Genomic DNA, 17319 nt, shown 5'->3' on the forward strand with positions numbered 1-17319 from the left:
TATATATTATTCAGCAACTTCAACTGTGTTTACAACTGTTGGTGCTTCTCCATCTACTGTTGCACAATCGTTTTGAAAACAAGTTGTAATTGTTAACACATTACCAGTAGCTTCCATGTTAACAAAACCCATGTCCGCTTTTGCAGCATATGCGCTTGATGATCGTACTGCAGCACTATCTGGGTCATATGGATTTTTAAAATCTTTCAAAGCTTCTTTAGCAGCAACAATCACATCTGCACCAGTTCGACCTGAACATGTAAGTTCAGTGCTCATTGCCTTCGTCTCACCAATATTACATTTTTGATCCTCTGCAGCTATGTATTTTACAACAGTAGCATGATTGGATTTAGCAGATGCTTTTTTTGCGCCTGCAGTATAACCGTTATAAGCAACCGTACCAACTGCTGCTAAAATTCCTATAATTGCTACAACCACTAGCAATTCAATTAATGTAAAACCTTTATTATTTTTTTTCATATATAATTTCCTTTAGTTTATTACTTGTATTTTTTGATTCTCGTCAATAATACCGCTCCAATTCAAGAAAATATCTAGTCATGCACCCATAATGGGCTCATTTACTTGATTTTTGTGGTAAAAAATTGATGTTATCCCTTTTTAAAAATATGACTTATAAAACTAGCGAAAATGCCAACATCAGTACTGTTTTTCTAGACGGAGAAATAGACATGGATGTAATTGAGAAAGCAAAAGAAATTATTTTTCCTTTAGTTGAAGCAGGTAAGGAAGTTCATATTAATTTAAAGGATGTTTCATACATGGATTCATCAGGAATTTCTGTTCTTATTGAGAGCCACCAAAAAGCAACAGAAAAAGGTACGAAAGTAATTATAAAAGAAATTAGTAAATCTGTCTTAAAGGTAATCATGATGGCAAAGTTAGAACAGATATTAAATCTAGAGTAATGACACTATCAGAATCAAAAGACTTTGTCGTACATAGTTCCAATCTTAAAGAAGTCAGAATATTTTCAAGAGAGGTTTTTGAAAAAATAAATTTGCCTCAAGAACAAAAAGATGAATTGGTTTTAGCAATTGCAGAAGCTGCTCAAAATATAGTCAAGCACGCCTACAAAGATGTAGAAGAAACTAAAGATAAAATGCAAATTAAAATTTCATTTAAAGATAATCAATTAGAAATAGGATTCTTTGATAAAGGAAAACCTGTCATTCCTGAGAATATTCAGCACCGAAAATTAGATGATATTAAGCCAGGAGGGCTAGGTACTTTTTTTATTAAACAAATTATGGATGAGGCTGTTTTTAAAAAAGACCAAAAAGGTTGGGTTAACCATCTTGTTTTAACAAAAACAATCTAACCAATTAATGCTCCCACATTAAATATTGGTGCATACATCGCAATCATTAATCCACCAATCATAATTCCCATAAAAACAATCATGATCGGCTCTATTAAAGTAGACATATTATCTACTGCTGTATCAAACTCTTCTTCATAATAATTTGCAACAGAAGTAAACATTTCATCTAAACTTCCAGTTTGTTCACCAACAGAAATAAGCTGACTAAACGTTGGTGGAAATAAAGGTTCTTTTAAAAAAAGTTTCGTAAGTGTATCTCCAGAGAAGACTCCTTTTTTAACATTCTCTAAAGCTAAAGTAACACAATCATTATTACTAACAGATTTAGCAATATCTATACTTTCTAATAAATTTACACCGGCGGCACTTAGATTACCCATGATCAATGAAATTCTTGCCAATAAAGATTTTAAAATCATATCTCCAAAAATTGGTAATTGTAAAATTTTAGCATGCCATTTATATCGAAACGCTGCATTCTTAGACACGGTATACTTGAAGGCAATAATAGTTCCTGAGATAATAAGAAAAGTCATCAGTCCTCCTGTACCCCTCATAAAATCACTGGCAGACAAAATACTTGCTGTTGCTCCAGGTAATGCAATTCCCATTCCTTCGTACATCTTTGCAAACACCGGAACAACTTTAATTAACATGAATACCATAACCGTAATGGCTACGGTAAACATCACCGCTGGGTACATTAAAGCACCTTTAATTTTTTTCTTAATTCTTTCTTTTTTCTCTAATGACTCAACTAGCTTTAATAAAAACACATCTAATTTACCACTAGCCTCTCCAGCTTTAATTAAGTTTACATAAATATTGTCAAAAATTTTTGGATAGCTTTCAAAACATTTTGATAAAGTTGTTCCTCCTTCAAGCTTTTTTTTAATCTCAACAACAATCTCTTTAAGCGAAGGATTTTCAAGTTGACTGCCTAACATATCCAATACTTGAAGTATGGGTAGACCTGCCTTTACCATTGTTGCAAACTGTTTTGAAAAAATTACAATATCTTGAGGTTTAATTTTTTGCTTAAAAAAAGAGGATCCTTCACCTTTTTCTTTTTTTTTTTATCTTTTTTTTTTTAGATCTTACTAAATTGGTAATAATTAATTTTTGTTCTTTTAGTTTGTGAGAAGCTTCATCTTGATTTAAGGCTTCAATTTCTCCTTCTACGTATTTACCCGCTGAAATACCCTTGTATGTATAAAATTCCATTAATTATAATTATGAACTTGATAAAACACGCTCAAATTCTCTAAAATTAAGATCTCCAGAAGCAATCATTTTTTTGCCCATTTCTTGCATGGTTTGAAAACCTTCTTTAATAGCAATTGCTTTGAGTTCAGGTGTGGTTGCTTTTTTTAATATCGCTTCTTTAATGGGTTTTGTGACATTTAAAATTTCATAAATTCCCATTCTTCCTTTGTAGCCAGAATTTTTACATTTTGGACAACCTTTGCCTTTAGTGGCTTTTACTCTTGATGCAAGTTCTGGAGTAAAACCAATATCAGTTAGCACTTTTGGATTTACATCATCGTCTGGCACTCTACAGTCCGTACAAGTTTTTCTCGCTAGTCTTTGAGCCAAAATAAGAGAACACGCAGCACTTATTAAATAATCTGGAGTACCCATATTTTGTAATCTTGTAATTGTACTTGGGGCATCATTAGTGTGCAGGGTGCTAAACACTAAGTGTCCTGTAAGAGCTGCCTTTAAACCTATATCAACTGTTTCCTTGTCTCGCATTTCTCCTATTAAAATAATTTCAGGATCTTGACGTAAAAAAGATCTTAAAGCTGTAGAGAAACTATAACCAATATCATCTTTAATTTGAACTTGAGCCACTCCATCTAGTTCATACTCAACTGGATCTTCAGCCGTTAAAATATTTAAATGAGGTTTGCTCACTTCTTTTAGAATACTATACAATGTAGTTGTTTTACCCGAGCCCGTTGGTCCGGTAACAAGTATTAGACCTTGTGTGCTGTGAATATTTTTTCTTAAAATTTTTAAATCAGTTTCATCAAAATTTAATTGTTCAAGTGTAATATCTCCTGCATCTTTATTTAAAACACGCATTACAATTCTCTCGTTGTTTGCAGTTGGTAACATTGATAGACGTAAATCAACTACTTTTCCTTCTATCTTAAAATTAATTGCTCCATCTTGTGGTAGTCTTCTTTCCGCAATATCCAATTTACCCATTATTTTAAAACGAGTTACTACTGCTCCATAATTGTCATGTAAGAATTTTGTATAATGATCTTGCACTGAAAGCATTCCATCTACTCTATAACGAACTCTTGAATTAAATCGATAAGGTTCAATATGAATATCACTTACTCCTAATTTAATTGCTTCTGCTACAACTGCGGTACTAAATTTGATAACCTCAGATTCATTTTCTATTGCTTCGATATCTTCTTCTGGGGCTTTCTCGAGAACTTCTCCCACATCCCCTAATTCAGATTCAAATGTTTTTGTTTTTTCTCTATTGTCTTTATTTTCTTTTCTAATTGTTGCTGTAGTTACATCTCCACTTTCATTAAGAAGTTTTTCAATAAATTCTGAAATTTGAGATACTTTAGCTGCATGTAATTCTATATTTTTTTTTGTTATAGCTTTTAAATTTCTCATTAAACCAAGTTTAGAACTATCTGGTATTGCAATATGAAGTGTTTTGCCGTCAACTTTAAATGGTGCAACAAAATTCATATTTATATAATTAGAAGGAAGTACAGTTTTGATATCATCCGTAATATTAACTTTTGACAAATCTACTACTTCAAGATTTTGTTCTTTAACGAGCACATCTAAAATCTTAACTTCATCCGTAAGTTTAAGCTCAAAGACAGCATCAATTTGAGATTTATTACCCTCGCTACTTACCTTTTTAATATTTGGTAAATCTTTACCCGAAATAATGTCATGATCGATTAAAACGTTAATGAGATTAATTTCACTTTCTCTGCTGATTTTAAGCATTTACAATATCCTTGGTGCTATAAATATTAATAGTTCGTCCAATTTGTCTGATTTGCTTTTACCTTTGAACAGATTTCCTAGAACTGGTAAATTTCCAACGCCTGGTGTCTGTGATTTGCTGCTAAATACTTTATTCTTTTTTATTCCACCGATTACAACAATATCTCCGTCTGCTACTAAAAGCTTTGTTGAAATTTCCATTTTATTTATGGATGGTTCACCTGCATTTGCTCTATTTACAGTGTTATTGTTGACCATAATTTCTAATAGCACGTTACCATCTCCAATAATGCTTGGTGTAACTGTTAGTTTTAATGCCGCTTCTTTAAATGAAGTATCTGCTCCTTCAGATCCGGTGGCTTGATAAGATATTTCTTCTCCTTGTGTGATTGTTGCAATTTGATTGTCTAAAGTAAAAACTTTTGGATTAGATATGGTCTTACCCTTACCTAATACTTCTAAGGCTGTAATTTCTGCTTTTAATACGGCTGATCCAGTTTGTCTTAAAATACCTATTCCACTTGTTGCACCAACTGCAGCAAAATCGGTTAAGGCATCCGTTACACCTCCTATAGCTGCAGCTGAAGGGCCGGGTCCTGCTGGAGGTGTAACAGAAGCCATACTGCTTGCGCCTATGCCACCTATTTTATAATCTTTTTTTGCAGAATATGCTCCACCTAACCTAGTTCCCAATGCTTGTTCAAAAGTTGAGTCAGCCTCTACGATAAACGCTTCAATTAAAACTTGTTTAGTTCTGACATCAATTTCTTTAATAACTTTATCAACTACATCTAAATCTTTTTCTTTTCCTCTTACGATTATAGATCTTGTAGTTATTTCTTCTGTTATTTGAATTGGAGAGTAAGAAGAGTCTCCCACTGAAGTAAATAGTTCGGTTATGGTTTTTTTAGCTTGTGCAGGACTGATGTAATAAAGTCTAAAAATTTCTGAGAGAATTGGCTCAACTGAATCCTCAAGTTCCACTTTTTTCTTAACGGCCGCAGCTCTTGTTGATTTGTAAGTTTCTTGTCCAGTTAAGGTCGATGGAGTATGTACTCTTATCAGGTTACTTGATACATCAATATCAGCTGCAAAATTCTTCATGTCTAACAAAGCATTGAATGCCTTGTCCCATGGAACATCCACTAATTCTGCTGAAATAGCTCCTGCAACTTCATCACCTACTAATATATTAATTTCTCCAATTTTACCCATTAAACTCATGGCTTCTTTGTAATCTAAGTTTTGAAAATTAAGAGTTACCGTTTGTTTTAAAAGTTTAAAATCATCAGGTATAAGCAAATAGTTTCTTGTTTTCTGGGACGATATTTTTTTTCTTTTTTGTAATAAATTTGTATCCTGAATTCTAGGTTTTGGTCCCATTCTAACTGTTTTATCAACTTCAATTGTTCCAGACTTTTTAATATCCTCTTTGATTAAAGGAGTATTGTGGTCAAATGGCTTTGATTTATTACCTCGCTGACTAGATGCACAACCAGCTAAGCTGAGTGCTAAAAAAGAAAATAAAACAAATATTTTTATTAATCTAAAATACATCAGTTTCCTTTATTTTGTTTTTAAAATTAATTGTTATGTAAGTGTCATCCGCTTTTTGAAATACTGCTTCGTTAAGTGTCATATCAACTAACTTTACTCCGTCACTTAATTCATCTTGTAATTTCAGAGTTATAATTTCACCTGAAGCATTAACTAAAGACACATAACTTTCTTCAGAGCCTGAAATAATTCCCACAAGTTTAAAATTATATAGACTCATTTCTTTACGTTCCCCTGCTTGACCTGATGAAAGGATACTTCCTCCACTTCCTAAAGAAGAGTTTCCTACAAAAGGATCATTTAAAGGCAATGGTTCCTCCGTATTTTTATTCACATCGTGACTATCAGCTATTACATTGTTTGGAGTAATGCTCATAAAGAGCAACACCAGAAATAAGGCTATAGTTTTAAAAAAAATCATTTGCTAATCCTACAATAGTTAAAGTTCCATCAACTTTTACTGTGCCAGCTGAAGTTCCTTGCACAACTTTAATTGACTCTTCGTCAAAATTGAGCATTTTTTTTGACAGAGATATTTGTCTTTTAAATTTAATATAACCCAAGAAATTACCAGTAATTTCAAAATCCACAGGAATTTTATAATAAGCTATATTGTTTATGCTTTTCTTTTTGGTTGTCTTTTTCTTTTTCTTTTTCTTTTTATTTAAAATATCTGATCTACTGATTGCTTCTGGTTTTTTCTTTTCTATTTTTGAAATAACTAAATTATTTTGTCCTGCAAATTCACTTAGAGTTTGATAAAGCCCTTCAACTTCTGCTCTAGAATGAAATAATGTAGAATATTTTTCATAATCAGGTTCTAGTTTTTTTATCTTATTTTTGTTTGTTTTTATTTTTTTGTTGAATTTAATTATTTCATTTTGTTTAACGATCATGTCATCTAGTTTAATTTTTTTTGAATTTACAATTGGGTTTAAAATAGAATAATAAATAATTAGAAAAAAGATAATTGCTCCAAAAGCAATGCCACTTTTTATAAGAGTCTTTTCGTCAGTAAAAGTTAAAATTTTTGCTTTTAAATCCTCTATATTTAAATTATTCAAATCCATTTTTTCTATCCTTTTTTAATTTTAACAAAAATTTTAAAACCTTTGCTAGCTTGTCCTGTTTTGTTGGAACTATTAGGTAATTGCATTGAAGTTAACGATGCTTGTTGAATTAATTTTTTACTACTTAAATTACCAATTAACCTCAAAATATCTTGATCACTAGCAGCAACACCTTGAATGATAACTTGGCTTTTTCCGTTATAGTCTACAGACTCAAATTTTACTCTATTAGGAACACTCGATGCTATTTGCGCTAAAACTCTATAACTCATTTCTTTATTTGATTTTAAACTTTTACTTAATTTTAAAGTCTTTACGATTAAGCCCAGTTCTTTAGTGCTTTTTATTTTTTCTTTTGTTTTAACAGCGTGCGTTGAAAGAACATTTTCATAATTATTTAATTTTTTGTTATAGGAGTGAATATTCCAAAAAGATAATGTGAAAAGTATTGCATAAATCCCTATTACTCCTCCTACTACCCCTTTAAATGCAAAATTTGAAAGAGCTTTTATTTTCTTTTCTTTAATTACACTTTTTCTATTTGGCAATAAATTGATATTTTTGACTGCAGTTACAAATTTGTAATACCCAAAGACATCTAATTTTCTAAAAGCTAGTCCAATAACTGTTGATAAATAAGATCGATTTTTTAAAGAAATAGCTTGGTGTAATTGTTGTGGAACTTTCAACCCTTCTAGTGGATCAAATAACTTAAACCCTACGTTAATTAAATCTTTTCTAAAAATTCCTAAAAACAAATCTACATTTGGTAGGTCTGAAACTACTTTTATATTTCTAATTCTTTTTTCATATTTTGTTTCAAAGTCTTGTATCGCTTGTTTAACTTGTGCAATAAACCTTCTACTTAAAGCTTCGCTTTCTTCATGAGTTCCTGTCTCTAACAAAATTTTTCTATCCTGACCTCTTAAAAAAATATCGGTTATAATTGGATTGTTGTCATATAAAATCATTACATAATTTTCATCTAAACCGAATTCTAATACTGCTGTTAAATTAGCATCTTCTGTACTTAAAGAAATTTGATTAATTTGATCTACTGCTGATTTTAATGCAAAACATTTAACATCAATAATTACTGGATTAAGACCACTATTTTTAATTATGGAAGTGTAATTATTTATGTCAGACAACTTGGATGCAACAAATAAAATATCCATAGTATTTTCTTTTTGATTTCTATTTATTACTTGATGAAAAATAGAATAATCATCTAGGTTGTCAGTTAGCTGAACTAAGTTTTCCCAAAGTGAATTAGTATCAATTGCTTTTGCCAATTCTTCCTCAGTCATTAATGGAGCTGTGACTACACGTATTATCGCACTCGTTACTGGAATGGCAATAGCAGCATTCGTTGTCACAATTTTTGCTTTTTGTATAGCAACTGTTAATTCATTACTTACATGATCCGCGTTTTCTAAAACTGAAGTTTCATCTGGTAAATTAATAGGATGTATAAAAAATTTATCAAGAACCCATTGATTTTCTTTATTAGTTGAAATTTGAGCCAATCTAATTTCTTTATTAGTAAGTTCTATACCTAAAATTTCTTCGCCTTGAGCAGATTTTTTTCCAAGTCGTGCTTTAAAAAAACTTTCAACTTTTCCTACATAATTATTTTTTGCTAGTGCAGAAATTTTATTGGTTAAATCTTTTTTATCAAAACTTATTTTTTTTAAATTAATATTTTTAAATTTTTCAAGAATACTTAAATTTATTTTTGATTCTGAAACATTTTTATTCTCAACAGAAGTAGAAACTTTTTCTAAGGCAGCTACAGGTTCTGTTTGTTCTGGTAGTGCAGATGGTTCTTCATTTACTTCCTCTACTACTTCTTGATGAACCTCTTCTTCCTTTTTACTTTCTCCATAAATATCATCAAACCATTTTTCCAATATTGGTATAGCTTCTTCAAGATTAGGTGTTCCTGATGAAGAAATTTTTTGTTTTCCATCAAAATAAAGTCTACCAACAAAGTTTTTTGATTTTAGTTCACCTTTATATTTATCTTGCCTAACATATATGTGTAACCTGCCTTCTTTTTTATGAATTACTTCATGGTTATTATTCTCTTCAATTTTAGGTTGTATTTCTTCTTGATTTTCATTTGATGTCGCGGAAGAATTATTCTCAGTATAACTAGATTCACCCTGTGATTGATTCTCATCAACCTTGGTGTTTTCATTGGTCTCTTCGTTACTATTAATATTGTCTTTATTATCTTCTACCATAATTATTATAATAAAATTTTTTCTCTAACACCAAGCATTCGAATCTCTAACACAAATTGAGAACCTAACTATAAGTTGTGAACCTAAAATGGGTGACGTATCAAAATTCAAAAACAATTGAAAAAATTAATCTTTTAAAAAATTTAAGAATTAGATTAAATCGAGCTTAGTGGAGATAAGATGTTCAATTTGTTAAAATTTAAAATAGAGAAATTGTTGATTTTTAAATAGCGATTATAAAAAGTAGAAAAAGTTTTTAATTTTATAATAAATTTTCAGACTTTGGTCTAAATAGAGAAATTATATTGTGTTAGAGTAATTTTAATATTGTGTTAGACTGCTTTGTTGTTGTGTTAGACTTTTTTGTTATTGTGTTAGAGCAATTTAGAAAAATAAAATTTTTTTTAAGTTAAAAATCAACAAAAATGACTCTTTTTCATTTCTGTAAAAAATTATATCTTTTGTGTTAGAGATATTAAGCTTGTGTTAGAGTATAATTTTTAATTGTTAAATATCTATTAATCTTACAGATTCATATTTGTAAAAAAAATATCCCTATTTGCCCCAAACATGAACTATTTATATTTTAAAAAAAAATTAGATGGTTAAGAGATTTTTTCGCTTTTTGGCTCTTTATCGACAAAAAGCATCAAAATAAAACCTATAATAAAGAAAATGCTAATAGATAAGAGTCCTATTCTTTGAGAGAAAAAAAAAGTCATGGTTCCAGCCAATAAAGGTCCGGCAAATGCTGTAATTCGACCTGAAAAGCTAAATAATCCAAAGCCACTTCCCTGATCTTCAGATTTTAATAATCCTGTCATCATAACGCGGCTTGCGCTTTGAATACTTCCTATAAAAAGAGATATAACCATAACATTACAAAAGAATTGTGTTTTAGTTTGCGCAATAATTGAAGAGTAAAAAATACATAACGTTAATACGGCAATACAAATTAAAATAATAATTTTTGATGAAAATTTATCATTCAAATACCCACCTATCAAAACTCCTACGAACGCAACTAAGTTTGCAAAAATAGCTAATTTTAACAACTCTTCCGAAGTAAAACCGAAAACTCCAGAAGCATACACGCCTCCTCCTGCAACTAAAACAATCAAAGCATCTGAATAGATCATTCTAGCTAAAAGAAACTTTCCAGTAGTTGTAAATTTATTTTTCCATATTAATGCAATAAGTTTTTGAAAAACCGGAACTCCATCGTCATTTACTTTGTATTCCACGCGATGTTTAAAATAATGTATCATGGGATAAGAAAAAATTAAAAACCAAATCGCAGCAATAATAGGAACAAACCTTATATTTTCAAATTTATTTTTATCTAAACCAAAAGGAACAATGTCAGGTAACACAAAAACATATAATGAAAATAATAATACAGGAACGCATCCAATATATCCTAAAGCAAATGCAAAGCCTGATGTTTTTCCAATATTGTTTTCATTTGAACAGTTCTTTAATAGTGAATTATAAAAAATAACACCAGCTTCATAACAATAATTAGATACTAAAAAAATAATCAATGCATACCAAATATAATCTACTGATGGTTTAGCAAACCAAAACAAGCTTGTGAATAAAACACACAAAATAGTAAATATGTGTAATAAATTAATTTTACCTTTAGAATGTTTGTCAGCTATGTTTCCAAGTAAAGGACCTGTTACGGCAACTAGTATTCCACAAACTCCAGCTGTCCACTGCCAGTACGCTGCTCCAAGTTGTGGATTACCTACAATATGATTTGCAAAGTACGCTGATGTAATAAATGTAACAATTATAATAGTATAAGCTGAATTGGCTAAGTCATAAAGAGCATAAAATAACTTGCTCATTACTTTTTCTCATTCATTTGTAATAATTTTTCGAGTGTACCATTTGTCTTCCATCTTTTAACTAAGGTGCTTGTATCTATTGTGGTTTTTGAAACAAATTCTTTATAAATTACTTTATAGGCTGGCCCAAGTATAATTCCACTGACAGCATCAACTTTTACTATTTTTTTTTCCTCAAGTTGTAATACTTTTCTACGAACAGTTTCTCTTGGTAACTGCAGTACTTCCGCAATACTAGCAAATGCTAATTTATTAATTTTACTTAAATTAGACATAGACATCAGATCAAAATTTTTTTGAATTTCAGTAAATGTTTTAACTCCATCTTTGTTCATATGATAAAGTGAATGACTAACAACAACCTGAAGAACAATAAAAGATTCAAAATCAATCTTTAAATTTTCTCTTATTCTTGAATAGTAGGTTAATAAAAACATTAACCATTCGTATAGTCCTTTTGAAAAAGCTGGTTGACTGTCTTTACTGATGTATTTTTCTTCCTCTGAAGACAAAGCCTCGATATTTTCGTTTGTTTCTTCTTCTATTGCCATAATGATTTACCTATAATGGGTATGTATCGCCTAAATTGGGTTTCTGTCAACTTCTACTTTTACCCTCTGCCTCACCTAGAAGAAATTACTATTGCGAATATAATTTTTGTCTTTTTAATATCTTAAATTCTATTCATAAGATTGAACGAGTACCAACGTAATTAATTGTGTTATGAATTTAGACTATGAAATTGAAAAATTGCATTTTAAAACTATTTTGATATTTCTTACTGACTATGGAAATTATTATTAACTCTCCAAATTTTTATTTGCATCTTCAAGACATGGCATTATTCATACAATACTCTATAGATGGCTTGTTGCATTTTGCTTCACAAATAAAAATTTAATTTGTGCATTATTTAGCTTTATTTTTTTTTGGTATTATCTGTGGAAGTTTTGCCAATGTTTGTATTCATCGTTTGCCCGAAAATAAAAGTATAGTTACAGGGCGATCCTCCTGTCCTAACTGTAAAAAGAAAATTATTTGGTATGACAATATTCCTTTACTATCTTTTATATTGTTAAAGAGTAAATGTAGATTTTGTAAAAAACTAATTAATTTACAATATTTTATAGTTGAATTAATCACCGCCATTAGCTTTGTATTAATCTATTATTTTTTTGGATTAACCCTTGCTTCTTTATTGTTATCTATATTAAGTTTTTTTTTATTATTATTTTTTTTATAGATTTAAAACATTTTATAATTCCAAATGAATTAACTTTTCCTTTAATGGTTATAGGATTTTTTAAATCTTTTGATCCAAATTTAAATCAAACAATTTTTCCAAATTATATCAACTCTTTAATTGGGGGGGTCTTCGGTTATTTAATAATTTGGTTGATCATTTTTTTTTATAAAAAAGTTAGAAAAAAAGAAGGTATGGGTCTTGGGGACGCTAAATTATTAGCAGTAGTGGGTTTTTGGTTTGGCTGGTTTAGTATTCCTTTTACAATTTTTATGTCTTCTGTCGTTGCTCTAATATTTGTTATTCCATCACTAATCAACAAATCAAGAAAGATGTCGTCTCAAATTCCTTTTGGTCCTTATATTATTATTGCAGTTATTTTTTATGTATTTTTTTCCAACCAAATTAAAACTTTTTTATTATAAAAAAATTTTATTAGTAATTTTCTCTCCAAGATCTTCTGTAAGTAGTAACTTCTCCTGCATTGGTAGAGAGGATGAATAATGTATCTTCTTGTTCAGCAGGTCCTGCTACGTTACCATAAAGTGTGTCTGCAAATATTGTTAATTCAGACAATATTCCTCTTCTAACAAATAAACAATCTTCACCTGCTATTACTGCGCCTAGTTCAGATGAATTATTAGTTCCGCATTCATCATCGGCTGAACAAATAAACGCTTTACCTATATTACATTTATTTCCTACAGGAGGTTCGTAAATTGGATAGAATACATTCCCTTTATAAACCGTAGGCGGTGCTGACACTTTTCTAAATCTTTTTGGCTGATTTGGATCTAATTTAATAACCCATGCTTGTTCATTAGGACCAGGACAAAGCTCTCCAGTGGCATCAATAGTGGTATTCACACAAACCGTTACATCATCAATATGATTAGCCGCATCTGCACCTTTCTTAGCCTCTTCCTCAAAGTTACCTTCCGATTGTTTAGGAACATTAACTTCATTTAAGTGCTTAAAGTATGGAAATTCCTCATCTTTTATCCCATATAAGATATTGTCCATCTTATTACTTCTGTCACCAATTCTTTGGAAGTCACCAGTTCCACCAAAGAGCCAAAAATTATTTGTATCTTTTCCTATTGTGGCATCCATGGATTTATAACTATATCGTCCATTTTCAACTGTTGCATTTAATTTGAATAATGTTGTTTGATCATAAAGTTTAGCATTATTAATTGTTTGGTTGGTTAAGTTAATTTTTGTAATTTTTCCTTCAAGGTCATTAAAATAAACCATGGCTCCTCTCCAAGGAACACCTCGTGTTAAATCTGGTGTGATAACAACAGGCGTTGTTGGAAGTGCATTTGCTATATCACTAGTATCAGTGTCAACGATACTAATAGCTCCTTGATTAACCACAGCACCAAAAATGCTGCCTGGATTTTCAAGATCTTCTAAATTAACAAGGAATACATTTGATCCTGAGCATACAAAGGTATTTCCCATGCCTCCTCCAATTACTGCTACATATTTATCATCATTAATATTTTCATCACCTTCTTGTGCAGGAATTCTAAATATTCTTGGTGTTGACCAGGTTTCTCCTAGTTGGCTATAATCATATCCAACTGGGTCTGTGCCAGTGGACGAGCATGAAGTTTGCAAAACAATTTGATTACTTGATGTATCGCCTATACCTACGTTGAAAGTTTTTTCAGCTCCAAAATCAACTTTCAAAAAACCATCAACCATTTTAGCGCTTGCAAAATTTATTTTAACTTTATCTCCATTTATTATTTCAGTAACTACAAGATCATCTTGACTAACATTACCAGCGCCATCTGAGGGAACCTCTATATCAAATACGAATGTTGAACCTGTAAAACAAGCTGCTGTTCCGTTAGCTCTAAATGAGCCGGAAGCTAGAGCATTTGTTTGACAAGTAGCGATGGCATCTTGTTGAGTACAGCTATTATCAGCTTCACAAGTGTCTGAGTCAGCAGCATCTGCTGTATTTTGATTTTCAGATGCTATTTTAGCTTCTTCTGAGTTACTTATATTTATAGTTGCCTGAGTATATTGATATTCTGCAATCTGACCTGTGTTATCAGCTACTAAAACTTTACTATTTATATGATCATTAAAAACGGAATACATATGCAGAGGTCCTTGATTGCCATTGATAATGGGATTGGTAACATCTAATACAGAAAAACCAGCTCCTCCTCTTCCATAGGGAATCATTAATATCGTACGCCAGCTTTTACCTTGCTCATAAGCTCCATCTGCATTTAGTCCTTGTATATACATGTCATGAACAACTGGTGAACCATCGACACCAAAAATTGGATTAGTTCCACCTGGATCTCCTGCAAATTTTCCATCATAAGCTTTGTTTATTATCGTTGGTAGTTTTGATGCAATAAAAGGAGGTATAAAAGCCCACTCCTCTTCTCCCGTAGCTGAATTAAATGCATGTAGCATTCCATCATTTGCTCCCGCATAAATAACATTTTGTCTAGATTGATTTGCATTAACAAAAGACTGGTAATTGTTTTTAGCTCTCCAATATGCCTCTTGATTGACATCTGTAAAATTTGAATTTGCATCTGGAGGTCCAACTTCTAATAGTTGTGAATTGTAAACATCGCCCAGTAAGTGGGCTCTTTTTTCAATTATATTGCAGTCTCCATCGTAATCAAAATAATCTATACCTCGAACAAAGTTAATTAATCCCTTAACATCATCATTTACTCCATCTTCTACACCATCAGCACTTGAACAATTAGATGTGGTATTATGATAATCTAAAATTGAATTTCCAGTTAAGTCAAAAAGACTTTCTATATCTGATCTATTTTGGTCATCTGTTGTCCAATTATTCCAATTTCCTATATATGAGTTATCTGACAGAGTAGTCCAAATGTTTCTCTCGTTACTTCTATTTTTTAATTTTTCTGCTGCATTCCAATTTTCTTCACTTGATTCTGTATTAAGAGATCCATCAGCTTTAACACTTTGTCTACTGATGGTTCCTCGCCATTCTCCATACTGGATATATTCAAACTGTGCTTGGTATAAAGAACCCCCTTCTTGAATGGTTGCGGTAATTGATGGAGCGGTGAAAGATAATTTTTCAGCTATAATTTGTTGTATTTTACTTGCTAACTCTGTTTTTAACATTTGAGCGTTATCTGCATCTATTCTTGCTTGACAATCTGGTGAGCCTGCAGTGTCACATGAACCAGCAAGTGCCATTGCATCAAATTTGCTCAGTCCTGAAGCATTAATTCCGCCACCATAAGCAACGACTAAAGTTTTTACACCCAAATTTTGTCTCAATAATCGAATTTTTTCTGCTGCTTGTGAACCATGTGTCCATTGACCATCACCAATAACTATTACATAACTTATTTGGCAGTCAGCTTCGTCGGCTTCCGTACCTTTTAAGTTTAATGCATCTTGGTGTTGCCTAAAATATTCATCAGCTAGTTGTGCAAAAGCATTGGCATCTGTTCCCCATTCTAAAGATGTAACATCAAGTGCCCCCGGTATTTGTGCAGCACCCTCTTTGCTAATTCCTACGGATATACCTGAGTCACTGTTAAAAAGTTGAGATCTTCCTTCTGGATGCACTCCATTCCAGCCTCTATAATAATCACAACCATCAACGACATGGCAGTAATATCCTTTACCTACTGTATTTATATTACCTTTTCCCGCACCTAATACCCCAGCATTCCAAAACCCATAGCCAAAATTAGCTCCTGCTGTTAACGAAGAGTCGGATACAACTGCTTTGATAGCTTCCTTAGCTCCTTCAAATCTAGTCTCTTTTTTTCCACCGTATTCAGCCTGCCATGAAGTATCAATATTGGCTACTGTAAATTTGTTTTCATCAAATTCTTGTATCGTTGCTTTATTATCTGACACCCATACTTTTGTAGAAGTAACAAACAAAGCTTGTGGACCCCATAAATTAACTTCCGCTGCACTAAGTGCACCCGCACTGGCTGTATTCTCGGCATTTCTTTTTCTTCCAGCAAGTATGACTGAGGTTAATGTATTATCTCCTGTAAGACTTACTTTTTGAACTACACCATGATTAGAACTTGTAACATATATTGTAGAATCGCTATCTGGAGAAACCTGAATTGCAGTAGCTTTTCGATGAGAAGTGTTTGAGTTGCCTTGAGCATAATATTTGTCTCGGCCTGTATCACTAGGACAATAATTGTTTCCAGTTTTAGTTAATGCATATCCATGGATGTGTCCCTGGTAGTTATAATATACAAATCCTCCACTATTATCGACTGTAAGACGAATGCCGGATTGAATAACAGTACCCAAACTTCCACCATAATTACTTCCACAAGTTAAAGAGTCACCTGTCGTTAAATTTTTAGTATAAAAATATTTTCGCCAGTCATTACCTCCCCACCATCTTCCAGATGCAAACAAATGATCGTTACCATTAATAGTTCTTACTTCCATTGCCATAGGTCTAAAGCCACCAAGCTCAGCATAAGTAATAACTTCAATACATTTTCCAGATGTATTAATTCCTACAATTTTTCCATTATTTGAGCCAAGATCAGCACCATAAATCACATCCCCCGATACACCCTTAACATTAGTTGCAAGACCCAAGTTATTTATAGTTTTAACTATAGAATTATTAGTTCCATCTAAAGTACATGTGTCTGTTGCAGAACCTCTAAAATTTCTATTACCTGCTGCAAAAGTTCGATCAACAGTATTGTCAGCTGTTAGAATTTTTACAAAGCCTAAATTTCCTTCACCTACAATTAAGTTACCATCTGAATCTTCTACAATATCACCCGGATTCTCAATTCCATTACCCGAACTAAGCCTTCTATTCATGCTGGCAGAGCTATCTAAAAGTATTAATATGTTAGCTGGGACATCTCCTGCACCCGAGCCTGGAGGCAAAGGTTTAGAGATAGCATTTTGATTTAATACAACAAGTACAATAAACAGATTGCTAATTATAATTTTTAAAAACTTTTTATACATTTTTTTA

Annotated in this window: 15 protein-coding genes; 4 read left to right on the forward strand and 11 right to left on the reverse strand. The window is 31.6% G+C overall.

Annotated elements, in window-relative coordinates:
* Nucleotides 1-6 precede the first annotated feature (6 nt).
* Nucleotides 7-480 carry a type IV pilin protein gene (locus SAR11G3_RS07805; protein WP_013694855.1) on the reverse strand — a complete coding sequence of 158 codons (474 nt, stop codon included), beginning with the start codon at nucleotides 478-480 and terminating at the stop codon, nucleotides 7-9.
* Nucleotides 481-629: 149 nt separating this feature from the next.
* On the opposite strand from SAR11G3_RS07805, the gene SAR11G3_RS00990 reads away from it, so the two are divergent.
* Nucleotides 630-929 (forward strand): STAS domain-containing protein, encoded by a 300-nt coding sequence (locus SAR11G3_RS00990; RefSeq protein WP_041862452.1) that lies wholly within the window; start codon nucleotides 630-632, stop codon nucleotides 927-929.
* Nucleotides 929-1342 carry an ATP-binding protein gene (locus SAR11G3_RS00995; RefSeq protein ID WP_013694857.1) on the forward strand — a complete coding sequence of 138 codons (414 nt, stop codon included), beginning with the start codon at nucleotides 929-931 and terminating at the stop codon, nucleotides 1340-1342. The genes SAR11G3_RS00990 and SAR11G3_RS00995 overlap by 1 nt, the downstream gene beginning before the upstream one ends.
* On the opposite strand, the gene SAR11G3_RS01000 is transcribed toward SAR11G3_RS00995, so the two are convergent.
* The 9 genes from SAR11G3_RS01000 to SAR11G3_RS01035 form a co-directional block, all read right to left on the reverse strand.
* Nucleotides 1339-2331, reverse strand: coding sequence for a type II secretion system F family protein (locus SAR11G3_RS01000; protein WP_013694858.1), 993 nt, complete (start codon nucleotides 2329-2331; stop codon nucleotides 1339-1341). The two genes, SAR11G3_RS00995 and SAR11G3_RS01000, sit on opposite strands and share 4 nt — an antisense overlap.
* Before the next feature lie 70 nt (nucleotides 2332-2401).
* Nucleotides 2402-2569, reverse strand: coding sequence for a hypothetical protein (locus SAR11G3_RS07425; protein ID WP_013694859.1), 168 nt, complete (start codon nucleotides 2567-2569; stop codon nucleotides 2402-2404).
* A gap of 9 nt (nucleotides 2570-2578) precedes the next feature.
* Entirely contained in the window at nucleotides 2579-4339 is a 1761-nt protein-coding gene (locus tag SAR11G3_RS01005) for a GspE/PulE family protein (RefSeq protein ID WP_013694860.1), read from the reverse strand.
* Complete coding sequence (gene pilQ, locus SAR11G3_RS01010; RefSeq protein WP_013694861.1) at nucleotides 4340-5896, reverse strand: type IV pilus secretin PilQ; 1557 nt, start codon at nucleotides 5894-5896, stop codon at nucleotides 4340-4342.
* Nucleotides 5886-6272, reverse strand: a complete 387-nt coding sequence (locus SAR11G3_RS01015) for a hypothetical protein (protein ID WP_013694862.1) — start codon at nucleotides 6270-6272, stop codon at nucleotides 5886-5888. Before SAR11G3_RS01015 ends, pilQ begins: the two co-directional genes overlap by 11 nt.
* Nucleotides 6273-6303: 31 nt before the next feature.
* Entirely contained in the window at nucleotides 6304-6966 is a 663-nt protein-coding gene (locus SAR11G3_RS01020) for a hypothetical protein (RefSeq protein WP_013694863.1), read from the reverse strand.
* Between the two features lie 5 nt (nucleotides 6967-6971).
* Nucleotides 6972-9215, reverse strand: a complete 2244-nt coding sequence (pilM, locus tag SAR11G3_RS01025; RefSeq protein ID WP_013694864.1) for a pilus assembly protein PilM — start codon at nucleotides 9213-9215, stop codon at nucleotides 6972-6974.
* A gap of 605 nt (nucleotides 9216-9820) precedes the next feature.
* Nucleotides 9821-11071, reverse strand: a complete 1251-nt coding sequence (locus SAR11G3_RS01030) for an MFS transporter (protein WP_013694865.1) — start codon at nucleotides 11069-11071, stop codon at nucleotides 9821-9823.
* Nucleotides 11071-11622, reverse strand: a complete 552-nt coding sequence (locus tag SAR11G3_RS01035) for a hypothetical protein (protein ID WP_013694866.1) — start codon at nucleotides 11620-11622, stop codon at nucleotides 11071-11073. Before SAR11G3_RS01035 ends, SAR11G3_RS01030 begins: the two co-directional genes overlap by 1 nt.
* Nucleotides 11623-11975: 353 nt before the next feature.
* On the opposite strand from SAR11G3_RS01035, the gene SAR11G3_RS07430 reads away from it, so the two are divergent.
* Nucleotides 11976-12314, forward strand: coding sequence for a prepilin peptidase (locus SAR11G3_RS07430; RefSeq protein ID WP_013694868.1), 339 nt, complete (start codon nucleotides 11976-11978; stop codon nucleotides 12312-12314).
* Nucleotides 12315-12331: 17 nt separating this feature from the next.
* The gene (locus SAR11G3_RS07435; RefSeq protein WP_237697303.1) at nucleotides 12332-12739 is read left to right on the forward strand and encodes a prepilin peptidase; all 408 of its coding nucleotides are present in this window, start codon (nucleotides 12332-12334) and stop codon (nucleotides 12737-12739) included.
* 10 nt (nucleotides 12740-12749) lie between these two features.
* On the opposite strand, the gene SAR11G3_RS01045 is transcribed toward SAR11G3_RS07435, so the two are convergent.
* Nucleotides 12750-17312 (reverse strand): PilC/PilY family type IV pilus protein, encoded by a 4563-nt coding sequence (locus SAR11G3_RS01045; RefSeq protein WP_013694870.1) that lies wholly within the window; start codon nucleotides 17310-17312, stop codon nucleotides 12750-12752.
* Between the last annotated feature and the right edge of the window lie 7 nt (nucleotides 17313-17319).

The organism is Candidatus Pelagibacter sp. IMCC9063, from assembly GCF_000195085.1.
In the GTDB taxonomy this organism is placed as follows: domain Bacteria; phylum Pseudomonadota; class Alphaproteobacteria; order Pelagibacterales; family Pelagibacteraceae; genus IMCC9063.

What these genes read in the sequence shown, in the direction of transcription:
- SAR11G3_RS07805 (WP_013694855.1), bottom strand. Translation starts at nt 480, where the DNA reads ATGAAAAAAAATAATAAAGGTTTTACATTAATTGAATTGCTAGTGGTT.
- SAR11G3_RS00990 (WP_041862452.1), top strand. Translation starts at nt 630, where the DNA reads ATGACTTATAAAACTAGCGAAAATGCCAACATCAGTACTGTTTTTCTA.
- SAR11G3_RS00995 (WP_013694857.1), top strand. Translation starts at nt 929, where the DNA reads ATGACACTATCAGAATCAAAAGACTTTGTCGTACATAGTTCCAATCTT.
- SAR11G3_RS01000 (WP_013694858.1), bottom strand. Translation starts at nt 2,331, where the DNA reads ATGGTAAAGGCAGGTCTACCCATACTTCAAGTATTGGATATGTTAGGC.
- SAR11G3_RS07425 (WP_013694859.1), bottom strand. Translation starts at nt 2,569, where the DNA reads ATGGAATTTTATACATACAAGGGTATTTCAGCGGGTAAATACGTAGAA.
- SAR11G3_RS01005 (WP_013694860.1), bottom strand. Translation starts at nt 4,339, where the DNA reads ATGCTTAAAATCAGCAGAGAAAGTGAAATTAATCTCATTAACGTTTTA.
- pilQ (WP_013694861.1), bottom strand. Translation starts at nt 5,896, where the DNA reads ATGTATTTTAGATTAATAAAAATATTTGTTTTATTTTCTTTTTTAGCA.
- SAR11G3_RS01015 (WP_013694862.1), bottom strand. Translation starts at nt 6,272, where the DNA reads ATGAGCATTACTCCAAACAATGTAATAGCTGATAGTCACGATGTGAAT.
- SAR11G3_RS01020 (WP_013694863.1), bottom strand. Translation starts at nt 6,966, where the DNA reads ATGGATTTGAATAATTTAAATATAGAGGATTTAAAAGCAAAAATTTTA.
- pilM (WP_013694864.1), bottom strand. Translation starts at nt 9,215, where the DNA reads ATGGTAGAAGATAATAAAGACAATATTAATAGTAACGAAGAGACCAAT.
- SAR11G3_RS01030 (WP_013694865.1), bottom strand. Translation starts at nt 11,071, where the DNA reads ATGAGCAAGTTATTTTATGCTCTTTATGACTTAGCCAATTCAGCTTAT.
- SAR11G3_RS01035 (WP_013694866.1), bottom strand. Translation starts at nt 11,622, where the DNA reads ATGGCAATAGAAGAAGAAACAAACGAAAATATCGAGGCTTTGTCTTCA.
- SAR11G3_RS01045 (WP_013694870.1), bottom strand. Translation starts at nt 17,312, where the DNA reads ATGTATAAAAAGTTTTTAAAAATTATAATTAGCAATCTGTTTATTGTA.